General features: G+C 64.3%; 17 protein-coding genes. 9 read left to right on the forward strand and 8 right to left on the reverse strand.

The genetic code is table 11. The features are described from left to right. Window positions 1-45 precede the first annotated feature (45 nt). Both GDN70_RS10200 and GDN70_RS10205 read right to left on the reverse strand, forming a co-directional pair. Window positions 46-3,204 carry an efflux RND transporter permease subunit gene (locus GDN70_RS10200; RefSeq protein WP_028145638.1) on the reverse strand — a complete coding sequence of 1,053 codons (3,159 nt, stop codon included), beginning with the start codon at window positions 3,202-3,204 and terminating at the stop codon, window positions 46-48. Between the two features lie 13 nt (window positions 3,205-3,217). After that, entirely contained in the window at window positions 3,218-4,411 is a 1,194-nt protein-coding gene (locus tag GDN70_RS10205) for an efflux RND transporter periplasmic adaptor subunit (protein WP_028145637.1), read from the reverse strand. A gap of 244 nt (window positions 4,412-4,655) precedes the next feature. Here GDN70_RS10205 and GDN70_RS10210 point away from each other — a divergent pair, with 244 nt between their 5' ends. Beyond that, entirely contained in the window at window positions 4,656-5,447 is a 792-nt protein-coding gene (locus GDN70_RS10210; RefSeq protein ID WP_152102468.1) for an ABC transporter substrate-binding protein, read from the forward strand. 26 nt (window positions 5,448-5,473) lie between these two features. On the opposite strand, the gene GDN70_RS10215 is transcribed toward GDN70_RS10210, so the two are convergent. From GDN70_RS10215 to GDN70_RS10230, 4 genes are all read right to left on the reverse strand, one after another. Next, the gene (locus GDN70_RS10215; RefSeq protein WP_095426011.1) at window positions 5,474-6,469 is read right to left on the reverse strand and encodes an NAD-dependent epimerase/dehydratase family protein; all 996 of its coding nucleotides are present in this window, start codon (window positions 6,467-6,469) and stop codon (window positions 5,474-5,476) included. 65 nt (window positions 6,470-6,534) lie between these two features. Beyond that, on the reverse strand, window positions 6,535-7,602 hold the full coding sequence (locus GDN70_RS10220) for a hypothetical protein (protein WP_152102469.1): 1,068 nt from the start codon (window positions 7,600-7,602) through the stop codon (window positions 6,535-6,537). Window positions 7,603-7,691: 89 nt separating this feature from the next. Beyond that, window positions 7,692-9,182 carry an NAD(P)/FAD-dependent oxidoreductase gene (locus GDN70_RS10225; protein ID WP_152102470.1) on the reverse strand — a complete coding sequence of 497 codons (1,491 nt, stop codon included), beginning with the start codon at window positions 9,180-9,182 and terminating at the stop codon, window positions 7,692-7,694. A 106-nt stretch (window positions 9,183-9,288) separates the two neighbouring features. Further along, window positions 9,289-9,738: a cupin domain-containing protein gene (locus GDN70_RS10230; protein ID WP_152102471.1), complete on the reverse strand. Its 450-nt coding sequence runs from the start codon at window positions 9,736-9,738 to the stop codon at window positions 9,289-9,291. A 187-nt stretch (window positions 9,739-9,925) separates the two neighbouring features. Between GDN70_RS10230 and GDN70_RS10235 the strand changes: the two genes are divergently transcribed. Then, complete coding sequence (locus tag GDN70_RS10235; protein WP_028145631.1) at window positions 9,926-10,951, forward strand: AraC family transcriptional regulator; 1,026 nt, start codon at window positions 9,926-9,928, stop codon at window positions 10,949-10,951. A 10-nt stretch (window positions 10,952-10,961) separates the two neighbouring features. Here the strand turns inward: GDN70_RS10235 and GDN70_RS10240 are convergent, their stop codons facing one another. Further along, window positions 10,962-12,827 carry an ATP-binding protein gene (locus GDN70_RS10240; protein WP_152102472.1) on the reverse strand — a complete coding sequence of 622 codons (1,866 nt, stop codon included), beginning with the start codon at window positions 12,825-12,827 and terminating at the stop codon, window positions 10,962-10,964. Between the two features lie 237 nt (window positions 12,828-13,064). Between GDN70_RS10240 and GDN70_RS10245 the strand changes: the two genes are divergently transcribed. From GDN70_RS10245 to GDN70_RS10275, 7 genes are all read left to right on the forward strand, one after another. Continuing rightward, on the forward strand, window positions 13,065-14,393 hold the full coding sequence (locus GDN70_RS10245; protein WP_152102473.1) for an FAD-binding oxidoreductase: 1,329 nt from the start codon (window positions 13,065-13,067) through the stop codon (window positions 14,391-14,393). A gap of 8 nt (window positions 14,394-14,401) precedes the next feature. Beyond that, entirely contained in the window at window positions 14,402-15,328 is a 927-nt protein-coding gene (locus tag GDN70_RS10250; RefSeq protein WP_095426015.1) for a glyoxylate/hydroxypyruvate reductase A, read from the forward strand. Between the two features lie 431 nt (window positions 15,329-15,759). Then, on the forward strand, window positions 15,760-16,275 hold the full coding sequence (locus tag GDN70_RS10255; RefSeq protein ID WP_028145627.1) for a hypothetical protein: 516 nt from the start codon (window positions 15,760-15,762) through the stop codon (window positions 16,273-16,275). 318 nt (window positions 16,276-16,593) lie between these two features. Continuing rightward, the gene (locus GDN70_RS10260) at window positions 16,594-19,923 is read left to right on the forward strand and encodes an adenylate/guanylate cyclase domain-containing protein (RefSeq protein WP_038950880.1); all 3,330 of its coding nucleotides are present in this window, start codon (window positions 16,594-16,596) and stop codon (window positions 19,921-19,923) included. A 317-nt stretch (window positions 19,924-20,240) separates the two neighbouring features. Beyond that, window positions 20,241-21,521: an HlyD family efflux transporter periplasmic adaptor subunit gene (locus tag GDN70_RS10265; protein WP_240536535.1), complete on the forward strand. Its 1,281-nt coding sequence runs from the start codon at window positions 20,241-20,243 to the stop codon at window positions 21,519-21,521. Window positions 21,522-21,533: 12 nt separating this feature from the next. Beyond that, a complete protein-coding gene (locus GDN70_RS10270) occupies window positions 21,534-23,690 on the forward strand; it encodes a glycosyltransferase (RefSeq protein WP_038973444.1) in 2,157 nt (718 codons plus the stop codon). Beyond that, window positions 23,687-25,591 (forward strand): diguanylate cyclase domain-containing protein, encoded by a 1,905-nt coding sequence (locus GDN70_RS10275; RefSeq protein ID WP_038973443.1) that lies wholly within the window; start codon window positions 23,687-23,689, stop codon window positions 25,589-25,591. Before GDN70_RS10270 ends, GDN70_RS10275 begins: the two co-directional genes overlap by 4 nt. A gap of 30 nt (window positions 25,592-25,621) precedes the next feature. Here GDN70_RS10275 and GDN70_RS10280 read toward each other — a convergent pair whose 3' ends face one another. Continuing rightward, window positions 25,622-26,845: a polyhydroxyalkanoate depolymerase gene (locus GDN70_RS10280; protein WP_028145622.1), complete on the reverse strand. Its 1,224-nt coding sequence runs from the start codon at window positions 26,843-26,845 to the stop codon at window positions 25,622-25,624. Window positions 26,846-26,943: the final 98 nt, after the last annotated feature.

Genomic DNA, 26,943 nt, shown 5'->3' on the forward strand with positions numbered 1-26,943 from the left:
CGCTCGCGGGAGAGGGGTGGGGAGAGGTGTTTCCGCAGTGGGCTCTTAGGGCTTCACCTCCGCCGCCGTCTCCACCTTCGCCACCTTCTTGCTCGCCCGCCAGTTCTCGAAGCGCTGCACCACCACGAAGAAGGCCGGCACGAACAGCACGGCGAGGCAGGTCGAGGCCAGCATGCCTGAGAACACCGTGATGCCGATCGACTTGCGCGCGCTGGCGCCGGCGCCGGTCGCGAGCACCAGGGGCACCACGCCGAGGATGAAGGCGAACGAGGTCATCAGGATCGGGCGGAAGCGGGCGCGCGCCGCCTCGATCGCGGCCTCAAGCACCGGCTTGCCGTCGCGGCCGTGGAGCTCGAGCCCGACCTCGACGATCAGGATCGCGTTCTTGGCCGACAGCGCGATCAGGAGGATCAGCCCGATCTGGCAATACAGGTTATTGTCGATCTTGAGCCCGGAGAGGATCAGCATCGGCCCGAGCAGCGACAGCGGCACCGCGAGGATCACCGAGATCGGCGCGTACCAGCTTTCATACTGGCCGGCGAGCACGAGATAGACCAGCAGCATGGCGAGGCCGAACACCCAGTAGATCTGGTTGCTGACCGCCTTCTCCTGATAGGACATCGCGGTCCATTCATAGCCGGTGCCAGGCGGCAGCGTCTTGTCGGCGATCTCCTCCATCAGCTTCAACGACTGGCCGGAGGAGTAGCCCTGCGCCGGCAGGCCGATCACGGTCGAGGACGGATAGAGGTTGTAGAGGCTGATCAGCGAGGGGCCGGTGGCCGGCGTGATCTTGGCGACGGTGCCGATCGGGATCATGTCGCCGTTCGAGTTGCGCACCTGCATGTTGGCGATGTCGCTCTCGGTGACGCGGAAGGCGGGATCGGCCTGGGTGTAGACCTGGAACACACGGCCGAACTTGTTGAACTGGTTGACATAGGACGAGCCGAGATAGGTCGACAGCGCCGAGAACACCTGATCGGTCGTGACGTGCAGCGTCTGGGTCTTGACCCGGTCGATCTCGACGTTGAATTGCGGCACCGAGGAGCGGAACGAGGACTGCACGCGCTGCAGTGCGCTCTGGCTCTGGCCGTTACTGACCATCGCGCCGGTGATCGCCTGCAGCTTGGCGAAATCGCTGTTGCCGTCGCGCAGCTCGACCTGCATCGAGAATCCGGCGGCGTTGCCGATGCCCTGGATCGGCGGCGGCGGCAGCACCAGCGTGCGCGCCTCCATGATGGTCGCGAGCTTGTCATTGAGCCCGTACACCAGCGAGCGCAGATCCTCGCCGGGTCCTTTGCGTGCGTCCCAATCCTTCAGGATGATGTAGGCGACGCCGGCATTGGCCAGGCTTGCGCTGTTGTCGAGCGCGGAGATGCCGGCGATGGTGATGACCTGCGCCACGCCCGGCGTCTCCTTGATCAGCCCGCTCGCTTTGTCGAGCACGGCTTGGGTCCGCTCCAGCGCGGCGCCGTCGGGCAGCTGCACGGCGGCGATCAGATAGCCCTGGTCCTCGATCGGCAGGAAGCCGGTCGGCACCCGCGACAGACCGTAGCCGCTGGCTCCGATCACCAGCAGCGCGAACGCAACCGAGACGGTGGCGTGCCGGCACAGGAAGGTGATCAGCCTTGTATAGCCGCGCTCGACCCGGTCATAGACCGCGTTGAAACCGCGATAGAAGAAGTTGCGCTGCTCCGGCGGCACCGTCGGTCGCAGCCACAGCGCGCATTGCGTCGGCTTCAGCGTCGCCGCGTTGATGGCGGATAGCAGCGCAGTCGCCGCGATCACCAGCGCGAATTGCGAATAGATGCGCCCGGTGAGCCCCGCGAGGAACGAGGCCGGCAAAAACACCGAGATCAGCACCAGCGTGATGCCGACGATCGGCGCGAACAGCTGGTCCATCGCCTTGATCGCGGCATCGTGGCCGTTCATGCCCTGCTCGATGTTGTGCGCCGCGCCTTCGACCACGACGATGGCGTCGTCGACAACGATGCCGATCGCGAGCACGATCGCGAACAGCGTCGACATGTTGATGGTGAAGCCGAGCGCCGCCATCGCCGCAAAGGCGCCGATGATGGTGACAGGCACGGTTGTCGCCGGCACCAGCATCGCGCGCCAGTCCTGCAGGAAGACGAGGATCACGACCAGCACCAAAAGGCCGGCCTCGATCAGGGTCATGTAGACCTCGTGCACCGAGGCCTCGACGAATTTCGTGGTGTCGAACGGCGTGTCGTATTTGATGCCTTCCGGAAACCGCTTGGCGAGGTCCGCCATCTTCTTCTCGACGGCCTGCTCGACCTGGAGCGCGTTGGCGCCGGGCGACTGGAACACGCCGATGCCGACGGCCGGCTGCTTGTTGAGCGAGAAGATCTGGCTGTAGGTCTGCGCGCCCAATTCGACCCAGCCGACATCGCGCACCCGCGTGACGTCGCCACTGGTGCCTGACTTGACGATGATGTTCTCGAACTGGCTGGTGTCGTCGAGCCGTCCGTTGACGTTGAGCGTGTACTGGAACGCCTGGCCCGGCGGCGTCGGCGGCGCGCCGACCTGGCCGGCGGAGACCTGCTGGCTCTGTTGCTGGATGGCGTTGATGACGTCCTGCGGCACGAGGCCACGGACCTGCAGCTTGTTGGGATCGAGCCAGACCCGCATCGAATACTGGCCGGCGCCGAACACGGTGACGTTGCCGACTCCGGGCAGGCGGGAGAGCTCGTCGCGGATGTTGATGGTGGCGTAGTTGCTCAAATAGAGGCTGTCGTATCTCGAATCCGGCGAGGTCAGCGTCACGAACAGGAGGATCGAGGTCGACCGCTTCTGCACGGTGACGCCCTGGTTCTGCACCGCGCTCGGCAATTGCGACAATGCGCTGGAGACGCGGTTCTGCACCAGCACCTGCGCGAAATTTAGGTCGGTGCCGATCTTGAAGGTCACGGTCAGCGTATAGGTGCCGTCGGAGCCGCTGTAGGACTGCATGTAGAGCATGTCCTCGACGCCGTTGACCTGCTGCTCGATCGGCAAGGCAACGGTGTCGATCACGGTCTTGGCGCTGGCGCCGGGATAGCGCGTGGTGACCTGCACGGTCGGCGGCACCACATCGGGGTATTGCGCGATGGCGAGATTGAACAACGCGACGCCGCCGATCAGGATCATCAACAGCGCGATGACGTTCGACAGGACCGGCCGCTCGATGAAGAACTTTGAGATCATGGCAGGCAGCTCCCTACTTGGCAGACGCCTGCGGCTGCTCGATCTTCGTTGTTTGCGGATCGATCTTCTGGCCCGGGATCACCCGCAGCAGCCCCGCGATGACGACGCGGTCGTCCGGCTTCAAGCCGCTTTCGATGACGCGCAGCCCGTTGTCGACCGGGCCGATCTGCACCTTGCGCTGCTCGACGACGTTGTCGCCGTTGACCACCAGCAGATAGCGGCCGCCCTGGTCGCTGCCGAGCGCGGTGTCGGGGACGAGCAGGGCGCTCTTCTCCTGGTCGAAGGGCACGCGCACCCGGACGAAATAACCGGGCAGCAGCACCCGCTTGTCGTTGGGCACGACGCCGCGCACGGCGAGCGTGCCGGTTGATGTATTGAGGGTCGGCGAGACGTAGTCGAGCTTGCCCTCATGCGGATAGCCGGTCTCGGTCTGCAGTCCCACCTGAATCGGGAATTGCTTCATGTCGGCGGGGGTCAGTCCGCGGCGGGCCGCTTCGGCGCGGATGCGCAGCACGTCCTGCTCGTTGACCGTGAAGTTCACCCAGATCGGATCCATCGCGACGATGGTCGCGAGCTGGGTCGGCGAGGAGACGCCGACGAGCTCGCCGATCGAGACCAGGTGGGCGCTGACGATGCCGTCGAACGGCGCTGTCACCCTGGTGTAGCCGTAATTGACCTCGGCCAGCCTCGTATTGACCTGGGCCTGCTGGAGGTTGGCCTGGGCGTTGTCGCGGGTCGATGTCGAGGTGTCCAGGGTGGACTGCGAGACCGCCTGGCGCTGCACGAGCTCGACCTGCCGCTTGAAATCGGCTTCGGCCTGCTTGACCGTGGCTTGCGCACCGACCTCGGCCGCCTTCGCCTGCTCGACCTTGAGCTTGTAGGTCTCGGGCTCGATCGTGAACAGCTGGGTGCCCTGCTTGACGAAGGTGCCGTCCTGATAGTCGATCGACTGCAGGAAACCCTGCACCCGCGCCACGAGATCGACGCTCTTGATCGGCGCGGTGTTGCCGGTGGCCTCGATGTAGCGCGTCACCGGACGCTGCACCGGCGTTGCCACGTCCACCTTGGGCGGCGGCGGTGCGACGAACGTGTTCTTGTCCTCGCAACCCGCCAGTGCGACCACGGCCGCAGCGGCGGCCAGTGTCCGCCCGGCCTGTCTCCACGCTTCATTGCGCCGTGCAGCAGATGCGGGATTCGATGAGGTCATTCGGTAGCCCCCGAGTATCGTCTGTCGGTGCGGCAGGCTACCAACAAATGTCCGGCCGTGGAACACCATAGCCATGGCAGTCGCCGGCCTTGCGCTGCACAGGGCGGTGTGGCCTTTGACAGATTTGTCACGACAAACCGCTTTTCACCGAGGGCACGATCGACCAGAATTGTGCCAAAGACCGTGTGACGGTGCGCGAGCCAGCCGGGAAGAAGCCAAGAAGAAAAGGTGAGGAGAACATGACATGCCCACGTCCCTCCAGTCGGGCCTTGCCAGCCTCGTTCTCGCAGCGATGGTCGCCATGCCGGCGCTAGCAGACGGTCTGAAGGACGAGATCGCGCCGACCGGCAAGCTGCGCGTCGCGATCGCAATCAGCCCCGCAGGCGGCGCATTCTGGTCGACCAAGATCGAAGCCGGCTATGCCGGCGTTCCCGTCGATCTCGGCAAGGCGATGGCCGCCAAGCTCGGCGTCCCCGTCGAATATGTCGTCCACCAGAACTCCGGACAGATCACCGACGCGGCTGGCAAAGGCACGTGGGACGTCACCTGGCTCCCCAGGGATCCCGAGCGCGAGACCAAGATGCTGTTCGGCCCGATCTACGAGGTCGCCGACGCCACCTACATCGTCAAGCCCGGCTCCGCCGTCACCAATTTTGCGACGCTCGACCAACCCGGAATCAAGGTCGCGGCCGTCAACGCCACCACCACCATGCGCGGCGCGATCGCGCATCTGAAGCATGCAACGGTCACCGGCTATCAGACCTATGACGAGATCTTCGGCTTGCTCAGGAGCGGCGAGATCGACGCCTTCGCATTGTCGCGCGACCAGCTCAACAAGATGGCGCAGAAGATTCCGGGGACAAAGGTGCTGGACGAGACGTTCAAGAAGACAGTGACCGCCGTCGCCGTGCCGCTCGGCCACGGCCAGGCACTGGCCTTCGTCACCAAATTCATGACCGAGGCCACGACGAACGGCACTCTGCGCAAGGCCTATGATGACAACGGCCTGAAGGATTCGCCGATCCGGACGGAGTAGACTGTCAGCCGGCTTGCGCGATTGGGCTAGGTTCCGGTTGCCGGTGTCCTTTCGGCATGCCAGGCCGCCAGCACGTCCCGCTCTTCATCGGCGGAAAGCCCGACGACCGGGCCGCCGCTGACGTGAAGCCAATGCAGCGTGTCGCGCGCGGTGTCTCCCGCTGGTCGCGAGGTCAGTCCGGCCTCGCGCGCCGGCGAGGTGTCGCGCGTCAGGAAGCCCGCGAAGTCGGGCAGGGGCAGCCACATCGGCAATGACCGCGGACCGGCCCAGCGCCGCACGTCGTGTGCCTCGAGGAAGGCGCGATCGATCCAGGTGAACGTGCAGGACGTATTCAGCGCCGCCGCGCATTCGATCAGAAGCTCGCCGCGCCTGCGGATTGGTCCAATCCCGTCATAGATGCCGGTGAGACGAATCTCCGCCGCATGCACGATCCATTGCGCGAGGTCGCGGACATCGATGAACTGGACGGCATCGTCAGGCGATCCCGGCGCCAGCACCTCGCCGCCGCGTGCAAGCCGTGTCGGCCAATAGGCGAAGCGTCCGGTCGGGTCCTCAGGGCCTGCGATCAGGCCGGCGCGGCAGATGAAGGCATCGCCGCCGACCGCCTGTTCGCAGGCGACCTTGGCCGCGCCGTAAATGGCATCGGTGCTGTGCTCCACATCCTCGGCCGCAGGCTCGCGCAGCGGCGCCGTGTCGGCACGTTGTCCGGGTATCCGATTGTCCGCATACACGCTGATGGTCGAGACGAAGGTCCAATGCACATTTGGTCGCTTCAGCGCCGCGACCGCGCGGCGAACCTGGCCGGGACGACGCGAGACGTCGACCACGGCATCGAACGACTCGCCTGCGAGCGGCGCAAGCCCGTCGGCCACATCACGGTCGATCCGGACGAGACGCGCGCCTGCCGCAATCGGACCCGCGAGACCGCGGGCGGCGCAGGTCACCTCATGACCGGCAGCACATGCATGGGCTGCGATCGCCCGCCCGAGAAACTGGCTGCCGCCGAGAATGAGAATGCGCATGTGACGGTCCGTGCTGCAAAGGAGATCCCGCAATAATACAATTACTGGTTGTCGCTGCAACTCCGTCAGCGCGGCTTGATCTCCGCATATTTCGCCATCGCCTTCTCGAACTTGCGGTTGAACAGCCACATCGCGGCGAGGATCTCGCGGAAGCTTGCCGAGGTGCGCGCCCGGTCGGCCTGTCCGAAGGCAAAGATGCTGTTGTTGCGCAGATGCTTCATGATCGTCGGGCTCGACACCCTGTAGTTCAGGAGGTCGCCGGACTTGAGCGCCGATCTCGTCGGCGTGGGAACGATCTGGATCAGCTCGAACAGCTTCATCTGGTCGATCGGGTCGGGCAGCGTCTTCACGATTCCAGGGATCTCGCGGAACACATCCGCATGTGCGTTCATCAGGCCGTCGCGCACGTTGGTCCAGTGATTGAAGCGGAGATCGGTGCCGCGGGCCCGCGCCTCTTCCTTGTCGTCGCGCGCGCTTAAGGCGGGATCGATCGCGGCGATCTCGCCCTTGATGGTGCCCCACTTCCTGCGGCCGTTGCGGTCCTCGGACGGGCCGGTCTGGAAGCTGCCCATATAGGTGTTCGAGCGTCCGTTGCGGACGTTCTGCTTGCCGTTGGTCTCGGCAAAGAACAGCCCGAGGCTGATGCGCCCCGCAGCGGCTGCGTGGTGAGGCGCAAGCCCCTTGGCGCGCGCGATCACCGTCGCGAGATCGACGACGTCCTTGAACGGCGTCGGCGAGTTCTGCGCATTGGCCGGCGGCGCCTCCATGACGTCGAACAGTTTCGAATATTCGTCGATCAGCGGCTCGATCTCGGCGTCGAAATAGGCCGGAGGAATCTCGAACTTGTTGGGCCTGCCGATCCGCGACGGCATGGCGTCGGTGAGATCCTTGTAAGAACTGATGACGGCGACGCGGGCGAGGTAGAGCGCCTGTCCCGGCAGGTTCGGCAGCGGCTGCTTCGTCTCGATCTGGCGCCGCCGCTCGGCGAGGATCGATTTGAACTCGGCGAGCGCCTTGTCATAGGTGGCGACCGCCTCGGATTGGCGAGGCGTGAGCGCGCGCTGTTGTCCGACGGCGGGCGCCGCGACGAAGAAGGCAACAGCCGCAAGGGCGGCAAGACGTCTCGATCCCATGGCCGGTTCCTGTCGATTCGGTGGCCAGGGAGATCGTAAGCATCAGAGGCGAGGGCTGGCGAGATGCAAATCCCGCTCAGCCGGAATTCTTATGCCGCCCGGTAGTCCGGCGCCGTCGCCAGGAATTTCGCATAGGCATCCGCATCCGGCGGCTGGAAGCGCCCTTTGAGCCCGCCGCGCTTCTGGTTCTTGGCGCCGATGTCGGCCATCAGCTCGTCGAAATGGCGGTAGTGATAGGGCGCGACGCAGAGGCCGCCATAGACGCCGGCGGCCGGCCGCTCGACGCGCTTGAAGTGCAGCATCATCTCGATGTTGTCGTGCATTTGCGCTGCCGTCGGCTGGTTGGCGAGCTGGCCGTCGGCATAGCGTACCAGCCAGTTGGCGGCGAGGTCGGCGCAGAGCACGGTGCAGAAAGACGAGTTGAAGCCGACGAAGCCGAGCTCGGGCAGATCAGGGTTGGCGATCAGGCGGTAGAGCCGGTACTGGCCGTCGGCATCGACCAGCTTCTGCTTGTAAGCCGCGGGCAGGAACGGCACGCCGAGCTTGTAGCCGATCGCGAGCACCGCGACGTCGGCGCTCACGCGCTCGCCGCCGTTCATCACGATGCTGTCGCCGTCGTAATGGTCGAAGGTGCCGAACACCGCCTTGATGCGGCCGTCGGCGACCATCGGGTAGAAGCCAGGCGTTGCGATCGGCACCGAGCAGTTGACGCCGTCCTCGATCCGCTCCTTCGGCACCATCTTGCAGCGGCCGAGCTTGAGCTGCGCCTTGAGCAGGCTCTCCAGGCCGCGCCAGTTCGCCCAGACCAGCGGCGCGGCGATGCGATGCGCGAGCCGCGTCATCGCTCCGATGCCCCAGCCCGGAAACATCTCCTCCTGCGCGCGGATGTAGAGGATGCGCTTGAAGTTCACGAGCCCGCCGATGAAATAGGGGATGCGCCAGACCGGCTCGCGCATCACGATGGTGACCTCGCGCGCGCCCGATTTCACCGCGTTCACCGCGATGTCGGTCGCCGATTTCGAGCCGCCGAGCACGACGATTCGGCGTCCTTTCGCCAGCGTGGGATCGCCGTATTTCGACGAATGCAGGATCTGGCCGCCCTGGGCGAGGAATTCATCCTCGCCAGGGCAATGCAGCTCGCGCGGCTCGTTGAATTGGCCGGTGCAGACCGCGACAAAATCGAAATCCTCGCTCGTGCTCGTGCCGTGCTTGTCCTTCAGCGCGAGCGTCCAGCCGGGCTTGCCGTCGGCGCGGCGCGCCATGCCGGCGACCTCGGTGCCAAGGCGCAGCATGCGGTCGAGACCAAAACTCCTGGCGTAGTCGGCGAGATAGGCGTGGACCTGCGGCCCGGTTGGCCATTCCGGATAGGCCTCCGGCATGGCGCGGTCGGTGTAGCGGTAGAGTTCTTTCGGGCTCTGCGTCTGCACGTCGGGATAGGAGCGCGCCGGCTCCCAGACGCCGCCGAGATCGGCGCTGCGCTCGACGATGGTGACGCGGTGGCCACGGCTGGAGAACGCCTTGGCGGCAGCAAGGCCGGAGACGCCGGCGCCGATCACGCAGATATGCTTGGGGCTGACCATGGATTTGCTCGCAAACGATGTGTTTTCCGCGCGCAAGCGGCCTCGTTCGGCCGCAAGGCGCGGCCGGCGGACCTGCAAGCAGATGAAAGTGGACGAGGGGGCGCGCCTAGTCGTTGGCCTCGGGCGGCAGGAAGTCGACCTCATGCAGCGCCGAGACGCGCACGACTTCGGCAGGGTCCGTCAGATTGTGCAGCTGGTTGAACAGCGCCTCCAGCTTCTGCATCGGCGAGACCCAGAACAGCGCGCGGCACGGCTTGTCGGACTTGTTGAAATAGCCGTGCGGAATGCCGCGGGGCATGCGCACGAGGTCGCCGGCATGGGCCTTGACCCATTTGCCGTCGAGCTTGAGGTCGAGCGTGCCCTCCTGCACCAGGATGAATTCGTCCTGGGTCGGATGGATGTGCACCGGCACGAACTGGCCGGGATCGCTGTTGGTCTCGAACGCGAAGGTGGAGTCGGTGACGGCCTTGGGGAAGTAGACCTGGCCAAGAATGTTCCAGCTCTTGCCGCCGTAGCCTGTGCCGCTAGCGGTAATGCCCTTTTCGAGTGCAGTCATGGCGCGCTCCTGTTGGATTCCGGTGGGAATGGAGCTTCAGCCAGCGGTGGGTGCCTGTCTATCCGCTAAACGAATCCGCGAACGCCTGTTGCCATGCAGCATGACGATTTCGCCGGCGCTGCCCTTTTCGCGTCCGGGGAACTATTATAGGCTTAAAGCAATTCCCTGACGCGAAGCGTGGTCGACCATGTCCGCAGCCGTGCTGGAAATGAGCGCAAGGGCGCCCGCGGCCGAACGGCTCGCGGACTTCGCCCGCGTCACCACTGACGATGTCGACGAAGCGGCCGAACAGATTGGGCGCATCTTCTGCCCGCACGATCTCAAGCCGGCACGGCTGCGCGCCTCCGGCTTCTCCGCCCGGCACAATTGCGCTGATTTCGACGGCTTTTCCATCAATTACGTCGCCTATGGCGGATCGGTCGGCATCGACCCCGGCTGCCTCGAGCGCTTCTTCCTGGTGCAGGTCCCGCTCACGGGCACGGCCTACATTCGCGCCGGCACGACCGAGCTCGACGCCGCGCCGGAGCGGACCGCGTCGCTGCTGTCGCCGACGATTCCGACCCGAATGATGTGGCGCGACTGCGCGCAGGCGATCCTGCTGTTTGACCGCCGCATGGTCGAGCAGCGCGCCGCGGCGCTGTCGGGCAGGGTCTCCGGGACGGTCGAGTTCGATCCCGTGATCGATTTGGACGCGCCGACCGGGCGGGCGCTGCGGACCAGCCTGGCCGAGCTGATGATGCTCGCCGAGCGTCTCGGTCCCTCCCGCCGGCTGTCACCGGTCGCGATGGCCGATTGGCGGGAGCTGCTGCTCGATCACCTGCTCAATGGCCAGCGCCATGGCCTGTCGGATGCGATTCAGAACTTCTCCGGCCAGGCCGAGCGTCTGCCGCGCGCGCTCCGCGCTGCGCGCGACCACCTGGCGGACAATGCCGGCGAGCCGCTCGACCTTGTGCAGCTCGCCTGCGCCTCCGGCATCGGCATCCGCGCGCTCCAGCTCGGCTTCCGCCGTCACTTCGGCCTGTCGATCTCGCGGATGCTGCTCGACATGCGCCTCGCCGGTCTGCACGCCCGCCTGGCGCAGGCCGCGCCCGATGCCTCCATCACCGACATCGCCTTCGATCTCGGCTTCACCCATCTCAGCCGCATGGCCGGCGCCTATCGCGAAAAATTCGGCGAGACGCCGTCGGCGACGCTGCGGCGAAGGATGAGCTAGCGCGAGAGAGCTATTTCCGTGGCCGCGTTCTGCCGTTGTCTTCCGCCGCCTGTTTGCGCAGGAACGCCTCGACATCGGCCTGCACCGAATAGGGCGTCGGGATCGCGTCGCCGGCGGAATCGACGGCGGTGTCGAGGCAGCGGCGCAGCATGCGTGCGAGCTCGGCCTTGCGATAGGGCTTTCTCAGCAGCGGCGCGCCCATCGTCGCGCGTCCCTGTGCGTGCAGCGAATCGTAGGCGTAGCCCGACGTGAACAGAACCCGCAGGGAAGGGCGCGCCGCCACCATCTGCTCGGCGAGCTCGCGTCCGTTCATGCCGCCGGCCATCACGATGTCGGTGAAGAGCAGGTCGAACGGCTTGCCTTCGGCCGCAATCGCAAGCGCCTCGGTCGCATTGGCGGCTGGGATGACCTTGTAGCCGAGTCCTTCGAGCTGGACCGTGACGTATTGGCGGACGTCGCGGTCGTCTTCGACGCAGAGGACGGTTTCCTTGCCCCCGATGATCTTGCGGTCGTCATAGCCGGTCGGGCGCAGCGCGCTCGCCTCCGCCTTCGGCAAATAGAGCGTGAAGATCGTGCCGCGGCCTTCTTCGGAGGCGACCTTGATGCCGCCGCCGGACTGCTTGACGAAGCCGAACACCATGCTGAGCCCGAGTCCGGTGCCCTTGCCGACCTCCTTGGTGGAGAAGAACGGATCGAAGATCCGCTCCAGGATGGCCTGCGGAATGCCGGTGCCGGTGTCGGCGATCTCGATCTCGACATAGTCACCCGCATAGCCGGCGCCGACCGCGACCGCCTCGCGCACGCCGAACACGACGTTGCGCGTCGTCAGCGTCAGCCTGCCGCCGTCCAGCATGGCATCGCGCGCGTTGATCGTGAGGTTGAGCAGTGCCGAGCTCAGCTGGCCGCGGTCGGCGTAGGCGAGCCAGACGTTGCGGTCGAGCCGGGTGACGATCTCGACCTTCTTGTCGAAGGTCGCCAGCAGCAGCTTTGCGAGCTCTTCCAGCAGCTCGTTGACGTCGATCTCGGCCGGCTGCAGCGCCTGCTTGCGGGCAAAGGACAACAGGCTCGACGTCAGCACGGCGCCGCGATCGGCGGCCTCGCTGATCAGCTTGGTGATGGTTGCAAGCGGCGGGTTGTCCCTGACGGCATGGGCGAGGATCTCGATCGTGCCTGTGATCACCGTGAGCATGTTGTTGAATTCGTGCGCGATGCCGCCGGTGAGCTGCCCGACCGCCTCCATCTTCTGGGACTGCACCAGTTGCTCCTCGGCGGCGCGCTTCTGGGTGATGTCCCGGACGAAGGTGTTGATGAGGGTGCGCCCTGCGAGCCGCATGACCGTGCTGGAGGCCTCGGCCAGGATCCGGTCACCGTTCCGGTGGATCAGGGCGAGCTCGAAGCGCAAGCCGGACGGGGTGTCCGACAATTCCGGCACCAGCCGCGCCATGCGCTGCCTGAAGGCGGCGCGCAGCGGCTCGGCGACGATGAGATCGACGACGTCGGCGCCGAGCGCCTCCTGGCGCGTCCATCCGGTCAGGGCCTCAGCCTGAAAGCTCCACTCCAGCACGGCGCCGCTGTCGTCGATCTGAATGAAGGCATCGAGCGCGGTCTTGATGACGGCTTGTGTCATCTGTGCGCTGTCGCTGCGCGCCCGCGCCAGCTCGGTCGATTGCGTGGCGGCGCGCTTGTCCTCCGATCTCTCGATCGCGCGGGCGCAGAGGCGCACCATCAGCGCCGCAACGGCAGCGCTTGCCATTAGGGCAACAAGCTGGGGAATGCCGAAGCCGGCTCCGGCCATGGCATAGGAGGCGAGGAGGGCCGCCGCGGTCACCACGACCTGTGCGGCCATCGCGAGTGTCAGAAGCCCCCTGAGTTTCATGGTCTCCCACCAAAGAAGACTACCGCATCGGGCCGCCCGGTCCCGGGTGCCGCTTTGATGTGAGCTACAGACTCCGCGCGGCGGCGTCGAGGGGCAATTTGCGGTGGTGTCGGCCGCCAGCCTTTCTCCGGCCTCAACCTGCGGGCGAATCGCATGGCAAGGAGGCGCGCATACAAGCAATGCGATTGACAGCTGTATCTAGTCATGTTCGGTCGAACTGAACTCCAGGAGTGCCCCATGTCCCCGCCACTCACCCGTATCAACAGCGACGAACGCCTGCCGCAGCAGGTCGATGTCGTCGTCATCGGCGGCGGCGTCATCGGCGTCTCCGCGGCCTATCATCTGGCGAAGAAGGGCCTCTCGGTCGCTCTCGTCGAGAAGGGCCATGTCGGCGGCGAGCAGTCGAGCCGTAATTGGGGCTGGTGCCGCCAGCAAGGCCGCGCGCGCGAGGAGATTCCGCTCGCCCGTGAAGCGTTGAGGCTCTGGGAGGACATGCAGAACGACGCCGGCGTCGATGCCGGCTTCCGCCGCACCGGCGTGCTGTTCCTGACCAAGAGCAAGGACGAGCTTGCGAGCTGGGAGCGCTGGGCCGCGGTCGCGCGCGAGATGCAGGTCCACTCCACCGTCCTGACGCCGGCGGAGGTCGCCGAGCGCATGCCGGGCAATATCGACACCTGGGTCGGCGGCCTGTACACGCCGAGCGACGGTCGCGCCGAGCCGTCGATGGCGGTGCCCGCGCTCGCCACCGCCGCGCGAAAACACGGCGTCACCATCCATCAGGGCTGCGCCGCGCGCGGGCTGGAGACGACGGGCGGGCGGGTCAGCGCCGTCGTCACCGAGAAGGGCACCATTCGCACGCAATCCGTGCTGCTGTCGGGCGGCGCGTGGTCGTCGCTGTTCTGCCGCCGTCACGGCATCGAGCTGCCGATCGGTCTCGTCAACGCGACGGCCTGCCGGACCACGCCGGGACCGGAGATCACCTCGGGCGCGCTGGGTACCGATCTCTACTGCGTCCGCCGCCGCCTTGACGGCGGCTTTACGCTGGCGTTGCGCAACCGCGGCACGGTGGAGCTGTCGCCCGATTTGTTCCGCTATGCGCGCACCTTCTGGCCGACCTATCTGCATCGCAAGAACGGACTGAAGCTGTCGCTCGGCAAGTCCTTCTTCGACCAGATCGTGCGCGGCACCAGCTGGAGCTTTGACAAGCCGTCGCCATTCGAGACCGAGCGCGTGCGCGATCCCGAGCCCGACATGTCGCTGGTGAATGCTGCGCTCGCCTCATTGATCAAGGCCAACCCTGAACTCGAGGATGTCGAGATCGCGGAAGCCTGGGGCGGCACCATCGACTGCACGCCCGATACGATCCCGGTGATCTCGCCGGTCGACGCGCTGCCGGGCTTCTTCCTCGCCACCGGATTCTCCGGCCACGGCTTTGGCATCGGCCCCGCCGCCGGCAAGCTCGCCGCCGACATCGTGACCGGCACCACGCCGCTGGTCGATCCCGTGGCCTACAGCCACAAGCGCATGATCGACGGCCGCCGGCTCGCGCCGGTCAGCCCGTTTTGAGGGCTCGCATGACGGTTCTCTACAAGGCCAACATGGTTCGCGGCGCCGAGTGGGCGCGCTTCTTCGCGGAGCGCGCACCCGACGTCCCATTCCGGCTCTGGCCTGACATCGGCGATCCCGCTGATATCCGATATCTCGTGGCGTGGGTGCCGCCCGACGACATCGCGACGACGTTCCCCAATCTCGAGCTGGTCTTCTCGGTCGGCGCGGGCGTCGATCAGTTCGATGCCACCAAAGTCCCGGCGCACATTCCACTGATCCGCATGCTGGAGCCCGGCATCGCCGAGACCATGGTGGAGTACGTCACGATGGCTGTGCTCGATCTGCATCGCGACCTCCTGCATTTCATCAATCAGCAGAAGCAGCAGGTCTGGCGCGAGATCCGGATCACGCCGGCGAAACGGCGGCGTGTCGGCGTGATGGGACTTGGCCAGCTCGGCCAGGCCGTGCTCGAACGGCTCAAGGCGTTCGGCTTTCCGCTGTCGGGGTGGAATCGCTCGGCGCGGAAGATCGAGGGCGTGACCTGTTACGCGGGTGCTGACACCTTGCCGGATTTCCTCGCACAGAGCGACATCCTCGTCTGCCTGCTGCCGCTGACCGACGAGACGCGCGGCATCCTCAACGCGGATTTGTTCGCACGCCTGCCGCGCGGTGCGTCCCTCGTCAATGTCGGACGTGGCCCGCATCTCATTGAGGCCGATTTTCTTGCGGCGCTCGACAGCGGCGCGCTGTCCGGCGCGGTGCTCGATGTCACCGAGCCCGAGCCGCTGCCTGAGGGACATCCGTTCTGGCGCCATCCCCGCATCCTGCTGACGCCGCACAATGCCAGCATGACGACGCCGGACACGGCTGTCGATTTCGTGCTCGATGTCATCGACCGTCACCGCCGCGGCGAGGAGTTGCCGGGACGTGTCGATCGCAGCCGCGGTTACTGAGGTGAATGGGAACACCAGCAGCCCCGGGCTCCTCTTACCTCTCATGCTCGAGGGACGATGGATTCCCGTCGTCTCCTTCGACGTCGCTTGAGGCGAGGATGAGGATCTGTCCTCCTGAAATTGTGACTGGATGGAGCGACAGGGAACTGCGGTATGTGAATTGCCTCATATTCCATCACTCTCTTTTCCAGCTATCACTCCCGCAAGAAATTGTCGCACCCGGCGCCAACTGACAGACACGGGTGAGAGACAATGCCTGCGAAGCCGCGTGCTCGCAGCTTTGGATTGGCTCTCGTCTTGGTCACGAGCAAGCCAACCCCATCACTCAGCAAAGATCTTTCAGAAATTGGAAGCAAGGACATCGCGAAACGCGTCCACGCAGCTCCTATTCGGGGTCGGCCGGTAGGCTGCTACTTAGTAAGGAGTACCCAATGAAGACGAGCAACGCAGCACCCAGCGCATTTTCCCTGACAAGGTACGCCGGCAATCTTCGGATCGCCCGTTCCAGTCTGATCAGGTCGGCCCATCTTCTTGAAAGAATTGGGCTTGCAGCCGTCGGGGCCTCCTGCGGCCTCTATGTGGGTGCGGCCCTATTGCGTCAGAAGGGCGGACTTTTTGAAAGCGGCTGGATCGTGCTGCTGACGGTGCTCTACGGCGCTCTCAGCTATTATGTCGGAATTGATTTGTCCCGGTCGATCGCTCGGAGGTCGATTTCGAGTACCTCCGAAGAATACGATGGCTCCGAGATGGTTGAGATCATGAGTGCGGCCGGAACGTTCGGCGCAGCGATTGCAGCAGCCCTGTCCGTCAGCATCCTTGTCCTTGATCAAAACCTCCCCAACGGCCTGGTAGCCTTCGTCGCTGGCTGCTGGGTGGTTGGCTCTTCGCTTCAAGTTGCGGCGGGAGCGATGGCGCGTAACTGCGAAGTGCCCGACAACAAGGACTAAAGATAATTGTGCTCACGGAAAAACGTCTGCTTGGCGTCGTGACGTGGGCACAGGCCCGGTACCGGGATTAGAAGGCCTGAAAGCGAGTGACTGACGACTCATCGCAACTTCTGTCGTCCAATGCGGCGTGCAGACGATTTTTGGTAGCGCAGCCGCTCGCATCAAACAATGTCCCAGCGTGGAAGCGGTATCGGTACCAAGCAACCTAAGTTATCGCGCAACAAACAAGACGTGCCATCATGGTGAGGTTGGGATATTGTCCCTGCGCGCCGTGGTCCAAAATTCTGCTCACCGCCAACCACACGATCGGTGAAGCCAATGCAGATTGCGGAGTGGCTCGAGAAGCTGGGGCTTGGGCAATACGCAGAGCGTTTTGTCCAAAATGGGATCGACATGGGCGTCCTTCCCGAGCTGATGGTCGAGGACTTCGACAAGCTCGGAGTCCTGCTCGGGCATCGCCGCAAAATGCTGCGTGCGATTGCCGACCTTGATCCAGCCGCGTTGATCGCATCGCCGGCGCCTCCTCACGACGCCGAGCGTCGCCACCTCACTGTCATGTTTTGCGATCTGGTCGGCTCGACTGCGCTCTCGGCGCGTCTCGATCCCGAGGATATGTGGGAAGTGATCCGGGCCTATCGCGCCGCCTGCGCGAGCGTCGTTGCTGCTTATGACGGCAGGATAGCCAGGTTCGTCGGTGACGGAATACTCGTCTATTTCGGCTATCCGCGCGCCCACGAAGATGATGCGGAGCGCGCAGTGCGGGCCGGCCTGGACACCATCTCCGCGGTTCGCCAGCTCAAGATGGGCGCCGACGAACGGGTTGAACTGCGGATCGCAATTGCGACCGGTCTTGTGGTGGTCGGCGACCTCATCAGCGGAGATGCGTCAGAGGAGCGCGCAACCGTCGGCGATACACCAAACCTCGCTGCCCGGCTCCAGAGCCTGGCGGAGCCGGGAGCGGTCGTCGTTGCCTCGTCGACGCGCCGGCTGCTCGGTGATCTCTTCACGTTTCGCAACCTCGGCCGCCGCGAGGTCAAGGGGATATCCGAACCCATCGCGGTCTGGGCGGTCGAGGGAGCGCCCGCATCGGAAAGTCGCTTCGAGGCGGTCCACGCGGCGCGCTCGATCGGCTTTGTCGGCCGCAAGGAGGAGATCGAGCTCACGCTCTCGCGCCAGCGGTTGGCATGGCAGGGGCACGGGCAGATGGTGCTGATTTCCGGCGAAGCCGGCATCGGCAAGTCGCGCATGGTCGCAATGCTGTCCGAAAGCCCCGTGTTGGGGGTGCACCGCCGGGTGCGATATCAGTGCTCGCCGTACCACACCAACAGTGCGCTTCATCCCTTTGTCGCGCAACTCGAGCGCGCTGCCGGCATTTGCTCGCACGACACGCCCGGGCAAAAGCTCGACAAGCTCGAGGCGATGCTGGCGCTTGGAACGCAGCAGGTTGCCCGGGCGACAGCGCTCATTGCGGCACTGCTTTCGATCCCAACCGGCGACCGTTATCCGCCGCTCGGTCTGAGCCCGGCGCAGCTGCGGCGGCAGACCTTTGCCACCCTTCTCGATCAGCTCGAGGGATTGGCGCGAGAGCAGCCCCTGCTGATTGTCTGCGAGGATATGCACTGGGCCGATGCCACGACACTCGAACTGTTCGATCTCGGGGTCGACCGGATCAGGGGGCTGCCGATACTCGTGCTCATGACATCGCGGCCGGAATTCGAGCCCTCCTGGTCGGGCCTTGCCAACGTCAGTCTGTTGCGGCTCGACCGGCTCGACCGGCAGGACACGCGCGCGCTGGTCGAGCAGGTGACCGTTGGTCGCCAGCTGCCACGCGAGATGCTGAAGCAGATCATCGACAGGACGGATGGCGTCCCGCTCTTCGTCGAGGAATTGACCAAGATGGTGCTGGAGTCCGGATGGCTCGTCGAAGGTGCCGGGCGCTATCGCCTCGAAAGTCCGCTCCCGCCGCTGGCTATTCCCGCGACGCTGCAGGATTCGCTGATGGCGCGGCTCGACCGGCTTGCTCCGGTCAAGGAGGTGGCGCAGATAGGCGCCGCCATCGGCCGCGATTTCTCGTACGCGCTGCTGAGATATGTGGCGGGACGCGATGATTTGACGCTGAGCGCTGCGCTGGGGCAACTCGAAGAGGCCGAACTGCTGGTGTGTCGCGGGGCTCCGCCCGAAGCAAGCTATAGTTTCAAGCACGCTCTCGTTCAGGAGGCGGCCTACGAGAGCCTGCTCAAGAGCAAACGGCAGGTGCTTCACACGCGCATCGGTGATGTCCTGCGCGAGAAGTTTCCAGCCGTGGCCGAGACTGAGCCGGAAGTTCTGGCGCACCACTTCACCGAAGCTGGGCTGAACGAGGTCGCCCTCGAGTGGTGGCGCAAGGCGGGCCAGCAGGCGCTGAAACGCTCGGCCTATTCCGAGGCGATTGCGCATCTCGGCAAGGCGATTGCCATTGCCGATGAGTTGCCCGACGAGCCTCGCCGGATGATGAGCAGGCTGCATCTTCAAATCGCCTATGGCCGCGCATTACGGGGCAGCCTCGGCCACAGTGCTCCGGAAACGGTCGCGGCATGGACGCGAGCGCGCCAGTTCGCAGTCGACATCAATGATCCCGTTGAACTTGCGCCGATCCATTCGGGCCTCTTCAATGCCTGCCTGACACACGGCGAGCTCGCTCCGATGCGGGAGCTGGCGGATGCCATCAAGAGCGCGGCCGACCGACGACCGGACTCACCGGTGGCCGCCGTCGTTGCACATTGGACCGGCGGGGTGACCTGTTGGTTCGGGGGCGACTATTTGAACGCGAGGGTGCATCTCGAGCAGGCACTGGACATCTATGGCGCCGAGCCGGATCCAGCGACGTTCAGGGCCTCGGCGCTGGATCTTCCGTTCGTGATCATGAGGTTTCTCGCCTTGGTGCTTTGGCCGCTTGGCAGGATCGCCCGGGCACGCCGCCTCGCCGCCGAAGCGGTGAGTGCTTCCGGAGAAAAACGGGCGCTTTCCCAGGCCAATGCGCTTGTGCATCGAGCCGTCTTCGACGGAGTATGCGGCGGCATGTTGCAGCAAACAGAGACGATCCTGGCGCTCGGTCTCGCGCGCGACCACACGATGCCGCTGTATGTGGCCGCGGGCACCTACCTGAACGGCCTGGCCAAGTGGCGCGACGGCGACCGAGCCACTGGACTTACGGAAATGCGCCGCGGCTGGACCTTGCTACACGAAAATGACTGCTACCTCTGTGAACCGTTTTGGGGGATGCATGTCGCCATGGCGGACGCAGAGTCGGGCCAAGTCGAAACCGGGCTGGAAATCCTGAGCGAATCGATCGCATGGGTGGCGCAATCCGGCCAGCATTGGCTCGATGCCGAGCTGCACCGCGTCTATGGCGAGCTTTTGTTGCGTCAGGATCCTCCAGACGAATCCGGTGCCGAAGATGCCTTCGAGCAAGCGCTGCAAATCGCACGACGCCAGCAGGCGAAGACGTTCGAGTTGCGCAGCGCCCTTGGACTTGCTCGCCTGCACAAGACAAGGGACCGAGCGGGAGCGGTCTCTGAAGTGCTTGCTCCCTTGCTCGCCGAGTTCGATGCGGAGCGAAATCTTCCCGAAGTCGTAGAAGCGAAAGAGCTGCTTGGGAACGGGCGTTAGCCTTGCCGCCATTCGATCGGCGCAAACGCCGCGCCGACTTCAAGCCGGAATGGGTCGATATCTTGATCCTCGACTCGGCAGCCGTAGTTATCCGGTTTTGACACAGCTTAACCTGTTGTGGTGAATGCTAGATATGCTTCTCGTGGTTGCGAAGGCGAGTCTGCCGCGGCGGCGAATCCCGATTTCGGCTGGCGGCAATGTTGTCGGATTGCTCCTTGCCTCAAGGCGCAGACGTCATCCCAGCGCCGGGCCATGCGGCGATTGGCTTGCCTTCGCTGCGGCTGGCGCAGCGACCAAAGCCCATTGGAGATCCAGTCGTGGTTCGTTTGCACGTCGAACGTTTCATTCGTAGCCGGGTTGTTCGTCGAGCCCTGGCGCTCGGGATCATCGCGCTGAGCGGATGGGCCCTGTTGCCGTATGTGACCTACCGAATCGCTCCCTCCGCATTCGTCAATGCCGAGCTCATGCGGGTGACTGCACCCTTCGCGGGTCAGCTCTCGCCTGATCTTCCACGCAAGGGTGAATATTTCCAGCAGAGCCGGGTGGTGCCGATGGTCGGGGCGCGGTCGCCGGATCGCCGGCACCTCATGGACCTCGATCAGCAGCTTGCCATGTCCACCAAACGCGCCGAGCTCGCACGTCGGCAACTCGAGGAAATCGCCGGGCTCGATCGCAAGCTCGGCGAGCGCAGCGAGGACTATCGTTTGGGGATGGTCGCGCGCCTGAACCACGAGATCGGCGAAACGGAAGTTGAAAAAGGCGGCTGTCTCGCCGAGGCGCGGCAGCGGAACGATGTCGCGGGCCGGATGGAGAGGCTCGTGAAGCTCGGCATCAGTTCGCAAATCCGCTCCGGTGAGGCCCAGGCCTCGCAGGAGGCAACCGCAACGCGGTGCCAGATGGCCGATGAACGCCTGCAGCGCCTCAAGACCGAGTTGGGGGCGGCCGAGAAGGGCATTTATCTTCGTGGCGACGCCAATGACGTGCCGTATTCTCAGCAGCAGCGCGAGCGGCTTGTCCTCCGCCGCCAGGAGCTCGAGACAGACCTGTTGCAGAACAGCTCACGTGCCACGCAGCTGGCCGCGGAAATCGCAGAGGAACGCACTCGGCTCGATCGTCTCGATCACTACGATCTGTCCTTGCCCGCAGCCCATGTGGTCTGGTCGGTCGCGGCCAGCCCGGGCTCGATGGTCACGGAAGGGCAATCGGTCTTCGATTTTGCAGATTGCGAACGCCGATTTATCGTTGTTGAACTCCCCGAACGCGATTTCGAGAAGATCAAGGCCGGAGATGCGGCTACCGTGCGCCTGATTGGGAGCCGCGAATGGAAGACCGGCCAGATCCGGCAAGTCCGCGGATCGGCAGCGTACGGCGATGATCGGCTGCTTGCGGCTCGGGTGCCGCGGCCCGATCCGGGCAACATTACCGTTGAGATATCGCTTCCGCCCAATGAGACGTCGGCCGACCATAACGGCTCCTGCGATATCGGACGGTTGGCTGAGGTGCGCTTCGAGCGTAGCGCCGACGGCCTGCTACGATTGGTCAGCTCGAAGTTGAAATGGCTGACCGCGCGCCTGGAGCTCGATCATTCGTCCCTGTGAGCGAGATGTTCCATGCAGGCCATGACTCTGCCTCTCTCTCAGCTGTTCGCGCCGATGCTGGGCATCTTTGCGGCGATGTACCTGTTGGCGCCGACCTTTCCAGTCGCGCGCCTTTGGGCGCGTGTCGCGGTCTTTATCGTGGTTTGGCTTGTGGTCGCCCGCTATCTCGAATGGCGTATTTTCACAACCGTGCTGCCGGCAAGCGGGACTTGGTATCAGGTCGGCTGGATCTGGTTCTGTCTCTTCGTCGAGCTTCTGACCTTCACAGATCAGTTCATTCTCTATCTGACTTTCCTTCGCAGGACCGATCGCAGCAGCGAAGCAGATCAGCACGAGCATCGGCTTCGCAGCCTGCCGGATGACGAGCTGCCCTCGGTCGACGTCTTTATTCCGACCTATGACGAGCCATTCGAGGTGCTGGAAAAGACGATCACTGGCGCGCTGTGTCTGGACTATCCAAACTTCCACGTCTGGGTCCTGGATGATGGTCGCAGACCCTGGCTCAAGGAACTCTGCGAACACAAGGGCGCCGGGTATCTCACGCGCGCCGACAACTTGAATGCCAAGGCCGGCAATATCAATCATGCGCTGACGAAGACGAGCGGCGAGTTCTTCGCGATCTTTGACGCGGACTTCGTGCCGCAGCGCAATTTCCTGATGCGGTCGATGGGCTTCTTCGCTGATCCAAAGATCGGAATCGTTCAGATCCCGCACACCTTCTACAATGAGGACCCGATGCAGGCGAATCTTGGCCTGCACAGGGGGCTGCCGGACGAGCAACGGTTCTTCTTCGATTCCATCATGCCAGCGCGCGACGGCTGGGATGGTGCCTTTTGTTGTGGTTCCAACTCCGTCACGCGTCGCGCAGCACTCCGCGCGGTGGGCGATGCCTTGCCGACCCAGTCCATTACGGAAGACATCCTGCTGACGCTGGTCCTGCTGCGCAAGGGGTACGTCACTCGCTATCTACACGAGCCGCTGGCGATTGGACTGGCGCCGGAAAGCCTTGACGCCTTTTTCGTGCAGCGGCAACGCTGGGCGCGTGGCGCGATCCAGACGCTGTATCTCGCCGACGGCCCGCTCGGCCCCGGATTGGGCTTGATGCATCGGCTCCTGTTCTTTCCGACCCATTGGCTCTCATTGGGCCTGCGGGCGCTCACGGTCGTGGTGGTTCCGATCGTGTTCATGTGGACTGGGCTCGCGCCTGTCGTCGACGTTACCCCTGAGTCGGTCTTCTACTACTTATTCCCCGCGATCCTGGCGCTCAACGGCGGCATCTCGTGGTTTGCGCCGCACGCGCATTTTCCGCTCGCCGCTCAGGTGTCGGCGACGATCCAGAGCTTCAAGATTCTGCCGACGGTGCTTGGGACTCTCGTCAAGCCGACGGGACATGCGTTCAGGGTGACGCCCAAGGGAGCTGCCGCGCGGTGCGCAAGCTACGCCGCGGAGATATTCTGGCCGTCAGCGGCCTTGATGGCGTTGACGGTTGTCGGCCTGGTTGTGAACACCATCCCGGAATGGCGGATGATCGATCATCCGGCCGCTTTACCGATGGTCGCCTTCTGGTCGGTGGTGAACATCGTCGTGCTCTTCTTCGTCTGCATGACCTCGCTGCAGGCGCGGATGGGACGCGCCGAGGAGCGTTTCGACTTCGATGAATCAGTCTTGATCGAGACGGGCACCGGCGAGCGGCTTTCCGGGCGCGTGAGCAACATCTCCCTCTCTGGCGCCGGCGTTCTGCTCGGCGCCGGCATTGACTGTCCTCGCGGTGGAGAACCGCTGCGCGTGCACATCGCGCAGGTGGGGTGGATCGACGCGATGGTCGTGCAACAAAGAGGCCATCTCATCGGGCTGCAGTTCGATTTGCCGCAGTCGCTTGAACGAGACCTGCTGATCCGCAAGCTCTTTACCGTCGCCCGTCTGAAGGGGAACGGTGTCATCGCATGCTCCGTGAACAGGGCTATGCTCAAGAACATCTGGTCAATGGCCGCGCCGTTGCCTCACATTGTTACAACTGGCGCGAAGCCCGCATCGCTCTCGCCGACGGTGCGTCTGCCGGCAGAGAGCCTGGTCATTCGGCCTCAACCGCGGATCGACGATTTGGCACATCTTGCCGGAGTTCGAAGCCTGCATCCGACGAGCTTTACTGAACCTGGCTGCGTCTCTTGATCGATCACCGTAGTGATGTTCGCCAGGGGCGTCTGACGCTCTGGGCCTCGGCATTCGTCGTGGTCGCCTGCTTGGCGATTGTCGCACTCAGCGGTTGGCGGGAGTGGTCCTCGCGACAGACGGTGCTGAAGGGCTCCGAAACAGACATGGCCAATCTGGCCCGGTCGGTGACGCAGCACGCGGACGATACGTTCGAACTCGCGGACACCGTTCTCAATGTGTTGGTTGGCCAACTCGAACTCGAGGGAACCAGCCCGGCGGCAATCGCCAAGATTCAGACCTTTCTTTCCCGGCGCAAAGCCGCGAACCGGATCCGCGCCGTGTTCGTCTATGACGAGACCGGCCGCTGGCTCGCGACCAGCGAGCCTGTGGATTTCGCCGGCCTCAACAACAGCGACCGAGAGTATTTCCAGCATCATCGTGCCGTGGCTGACCGGGGCACCTTCATTGGGTCTCCAGTGAGGAGCAGGTCGGGCGGGCAATGGATCATCGCCGCGTCGAGGCGCTTCAATCATCCTGACGGCAGTTTTGCCGGAGTTGCCCTTACCACGATCGACGTCGACTATTTTCTGCAGTTTTATCGTGGTTTCGACGTCGGCCAGAGCGGTTCAATTGCACTGGCGACAGCGAACGGCATTATCCTCGCGCGTAGCCCGGACAACGGATATACGGGCCGCGATCTGTCGGGTGCTCCGCTCTTCAGGATTATCCGTGAGCGGCCGGCCGCGGACGTCTACTACTTCACGTCGCCTCTCGACGGCGTCCGGCGTCTGAGCTTTTATCAACTCAGCAGTCGCTACCCCGTTCTCGTGGTTGCTACAGAATCGGAAGATGACGTTTTGGCCCCCTGGCGCCGAGCCGCGCTGACACGCATGGCTGCGGTGCTCGGGCTGATAGGAGGACTCGCTGTTGCGGGGCTCTTGCTGGTGCACCAGCTGCACCAGCGGCAAAAGATGGCCGCTGCCCTGGTCGCCAAGGAGGCGGATTTTCGCCTCCTTGCAGAGCAGTCGGGAGACATGGTCATGCGCATAGCGGTCGATGGACGGATCCTCTATGCGTCGCCATCCAGCGCTCGGATTCTTGGCTGGGCTCCAAACCAGTTGGTGGATACGTCAGCCCTCGCCGGCATAAATCCCGCGGACCTGGCCCGGGTTGGGCAGACGCTCTCCGCGTTGGGGAACGGCGAAGCCGAAGAGGCTAGAATCACGTATCGCATCCGGCATCGCGAGAAAGGCGAGGTCTGGATCGAAACCGCACTGCGCGTCGCCAGGAGTGCGCAGAGTGGAGACATCAACGGCGTGGTGGCGATCTCGCGCGACATGTCCGAACGTAAGGATCTGGAGGATAGACTGGCGGCTCTCGCCAGTTCGGATGGCCTGACGGCCTTGGCAAACCGCAGACACTTCGACGAACGGCTTGAGGCGGAATGGGACCGAGCCAGGCGCGAAGGAACGCCCCTGTCACTGTTGATGATGGACGTCGATCATTTCAAGAGTTTCAACGATCAGTACGGGCATCAGGCTGGCGATGCATGTCTTCGCTCGGTCGCCGGGGTCCTGGCGGAGCAGGCCAGACGGCCGGCAGACGTAGCCGCTCGGTATGGTGGTGAGGAATTCATCTTGCTGCTACCAAATACCGACATGGAAGGGTGCGAGCAGGTCGGAGAGCGAATCCGGCAAGCGATTCAGGACCTCGGCATCCTCCACGCGCTCAACCCGCCATCCAGGCAGGTCACCCTCAGCATTGGTGGCGCCACACATATGTCGTTCGGCGACAAGGCGGATTGCACGTCGCTGATAGCGGCTGCGGATAAGGCGCTTTACGCCGCCAAGGAGGGCGGACGCAACCGCCTGGTGATGTCAGGGCAAGTCGTCGCGTGGCCCGGCTCGATACGGGCTTGAAGAGCAATTCCAGCGCGCCGCGGCGTGGTGTCACGAATTGACGTGCACGAAATCCCGCAGCAGCGGATAGATCTCGTTGTTCCAGCGCCGGCCTGAGAACACGCCGTAATGGCCGACGCCGGCCTGCATGTGGTGGACGCGCCGATAGGCGCGCACGCCGGTGCAGAGGTCTTGGGCAGCAAGGGTCTGGCCGATCGAGCAGATGTCGTCCTTCTCGCCCTCGACCGTCATCAGCCCCATGCGGCTGACCGCCTTGGTGTTCACGGGGCGGCCGCGATGCATCAGTTTGCCTTGCGGCAACAGGTGCTCCTGGAAGACGTCGCGCACGGTCTCGATGTAGAACTCGGCCGGCAGGTCCATCACGGCGAAATATTCGTCGTAGAAGGTCTTGATGGTCGCGGCCTTGTCCTTCTCGCCCTTGGCGATGTGGTTGGCGAGATCCATGTGCTGCTTGATGTGGCGCTCGAGGTTCATCGAGACGAAGGCGGTGAGCTGCACGAAGCCGGGATAGACTTTCCGCAGCGCGCCGCGGCACTGCATCGGCACGTAGTTGATCAGGTTCTGCTCGAACCATTCGATCGGCTTGCTCTTGGCGAAGTCGTTGACCCTGGTTGGCTGGATGCGGGTGTCGATCGGCCCTGCCATCAGCGTCAGCGTCGCCGGGCGCGAGGGATGGTTGTCCTCGCACATGATCGCGGCGGCCGCGAGCGCCGATACCGACGGCTGGCAGATCGCGACCATGTGCGGGCGCGGGCCGAGCTGTCCGAGGAAATCGATCAGATGCTCGGTGTAGTCGTCGAGCCCGAAGCGGCCCTCGCTGCGCGGGATGTCGCGCGGATTGTGCCAGTCGGTGATGTAGACGTCGTGGTCCTGCAGCAGCGTCTGCACGGTGCCGCGCAGCAGCGTTGCGAAATGGCCGGACATCGGCGCCACCAGCAGCATGCGCGGCTGCTCCGTCACGCCGTCCTTCCTGAAGTGCAGCAGCGAGCCGAACGGTGTCGCGTAGGCGATCTCCTCGGTGACGGCGACTTCGCGATTGCCCACCATGACGCTGTCGATGCCGTAGGCCGGGCGATGATAGGTGAGGGTGGAGCGCGAGATCAGCTCCAGCGCCGCCGACAGCCGGCCGACGACCTGATCCGACATGCCCTGGGGCACCAAATTGAGGAATCTGAGCGCGGACGAAGCCCCCGCGCGCCACGGCGCAGTCAGGTCCATCTGGTTCTGAAAGGCCTGATAATACATCGACATCATACTGAAGTGCCCACCTGTCCCCCATCTTGATGCAATATCGAAGCCAGATGGGGCCGGACCGCCGGGAAAATTGGCACGTCGCTTGCTGCTCTTTGGGC

The organism is Bradyrhizobium sp. TM102 (genome assembly GCF_009176685.1).
Classification (GTDB): domain Bacteria; phylum Pseudomonadota; class Alphaproteobacteria; order Rhizobiales; family Xanthobacteraceae; genus Bradyrhizobium; species Bradyrhizobium ottawaense.

Bases quoted from the DNA above. Each gene is read 5' to 3' on its own strand.
- GDN70_RS10200 (WP_028145638.1), bottom strand. From the start codon at position 3,204: ATGATCTCAAAGTTCTTCATCGAGCGGCCGGTCCTGTCGAACGTCATC.
- GDN70_RS10205 (WP_028145637.1), bottom strand. From the start codon at position 4,411: ATGACCTCATCGAATCCCGCATCTGCTGCACGGCGCAATGAAGCGTGG.
- GDN70_RS10210 (WP_152102468.1), top strand. From the start codon at position 4,656: ATGCCCACGTCCCTCCAGTCGGGCCTTGCCAGCCTCGTTCTCGCAGCG.
- GDN70_RS10215 (WP_095426011.1), bottom strand. From the start codon at position 6,469: ATGCGCATTCTCATTCTCGGCGGCAGCCAGTTTCTCGGGCGGGCGATC.
- GDN70_RS10220 (WP_152102469.1), bottom strand. From the start codon at position 7,602: ATGGGATCGAGACGTCTTGCCGCCCTTGCGGCTGTTGCCTTCTTCGTC.
- GDN70_RS10225 (WP_152102470.1), bottom strand. From the start codon at position 9,182: ATGGTCAGCCCCAAGCATATCTGCGTGATCGGCGCCGGCGTCTCCGGC.
- GDN70_RS10230 (WP_152102471.1), bottom strand. From the start codon at position 9,738: ATGACTGCACTCGAAAAGGGCATTACCGCTAGCGGCACAGGCTACGGC.
- GDN70_RS10235 (WP_028145631.1), top strand. From the start codon at position 9,926: ATGTCCGCAGCCGTGCTGGAAATGAGCGCAAGGGCGCCCGCGGCCGAA.
- GDN70_RS10240 (WP_152102472.1), bottom strand. From the start codon at position 12,827: ATGAAACTCAGGGGGCTTCTGACACTCGCGATGGCCGCACAGGTCGTG.
- GDN70_RS10245 (WP_152102473.1), top strand. From the start codon at position 13,065: ATGTCCCCGCCACTCACCCGTATCAACAGCGACGAACGCCTGCCGCAG.
- GDN70_RS10250 (WP_095426015.1), top strand. From the start codon at position 14,402: ATGACGGTTCTCTACAAGGCCAACATGGTTCGCGGCGCCGAGTGGGCG.
- GDN70_RS10255 (WP_028145627.1), top strand. From the start codon at position 15,760: ATGAAGACGAGCAACGCAGCACCCAGCGCATTTTCCCTGACAAGGTAC.
- GDN70_RS10260 (WP_038950880.1), top strand. From the start codon at position 16,594: ATGCAGATTGCGGAGTGGCTCGAGAAGCTGGGGCTTGGGCAATACGCA.
- GDN70_RS10270 (WP_038973444.1), top strand. From the start codon at position 21,534: ATGCAGGCCATGACTCTGCCTCTCTCTCAGCTGTTCGCGCCGATGCTG.
- GDN70_RS10280 (WP_028145622.1), bottom strand. From the start codon at position 26,845: ATGATGTCGATGTATTATCAGGCCTTTCAGAACCAGATGGACCTGACT.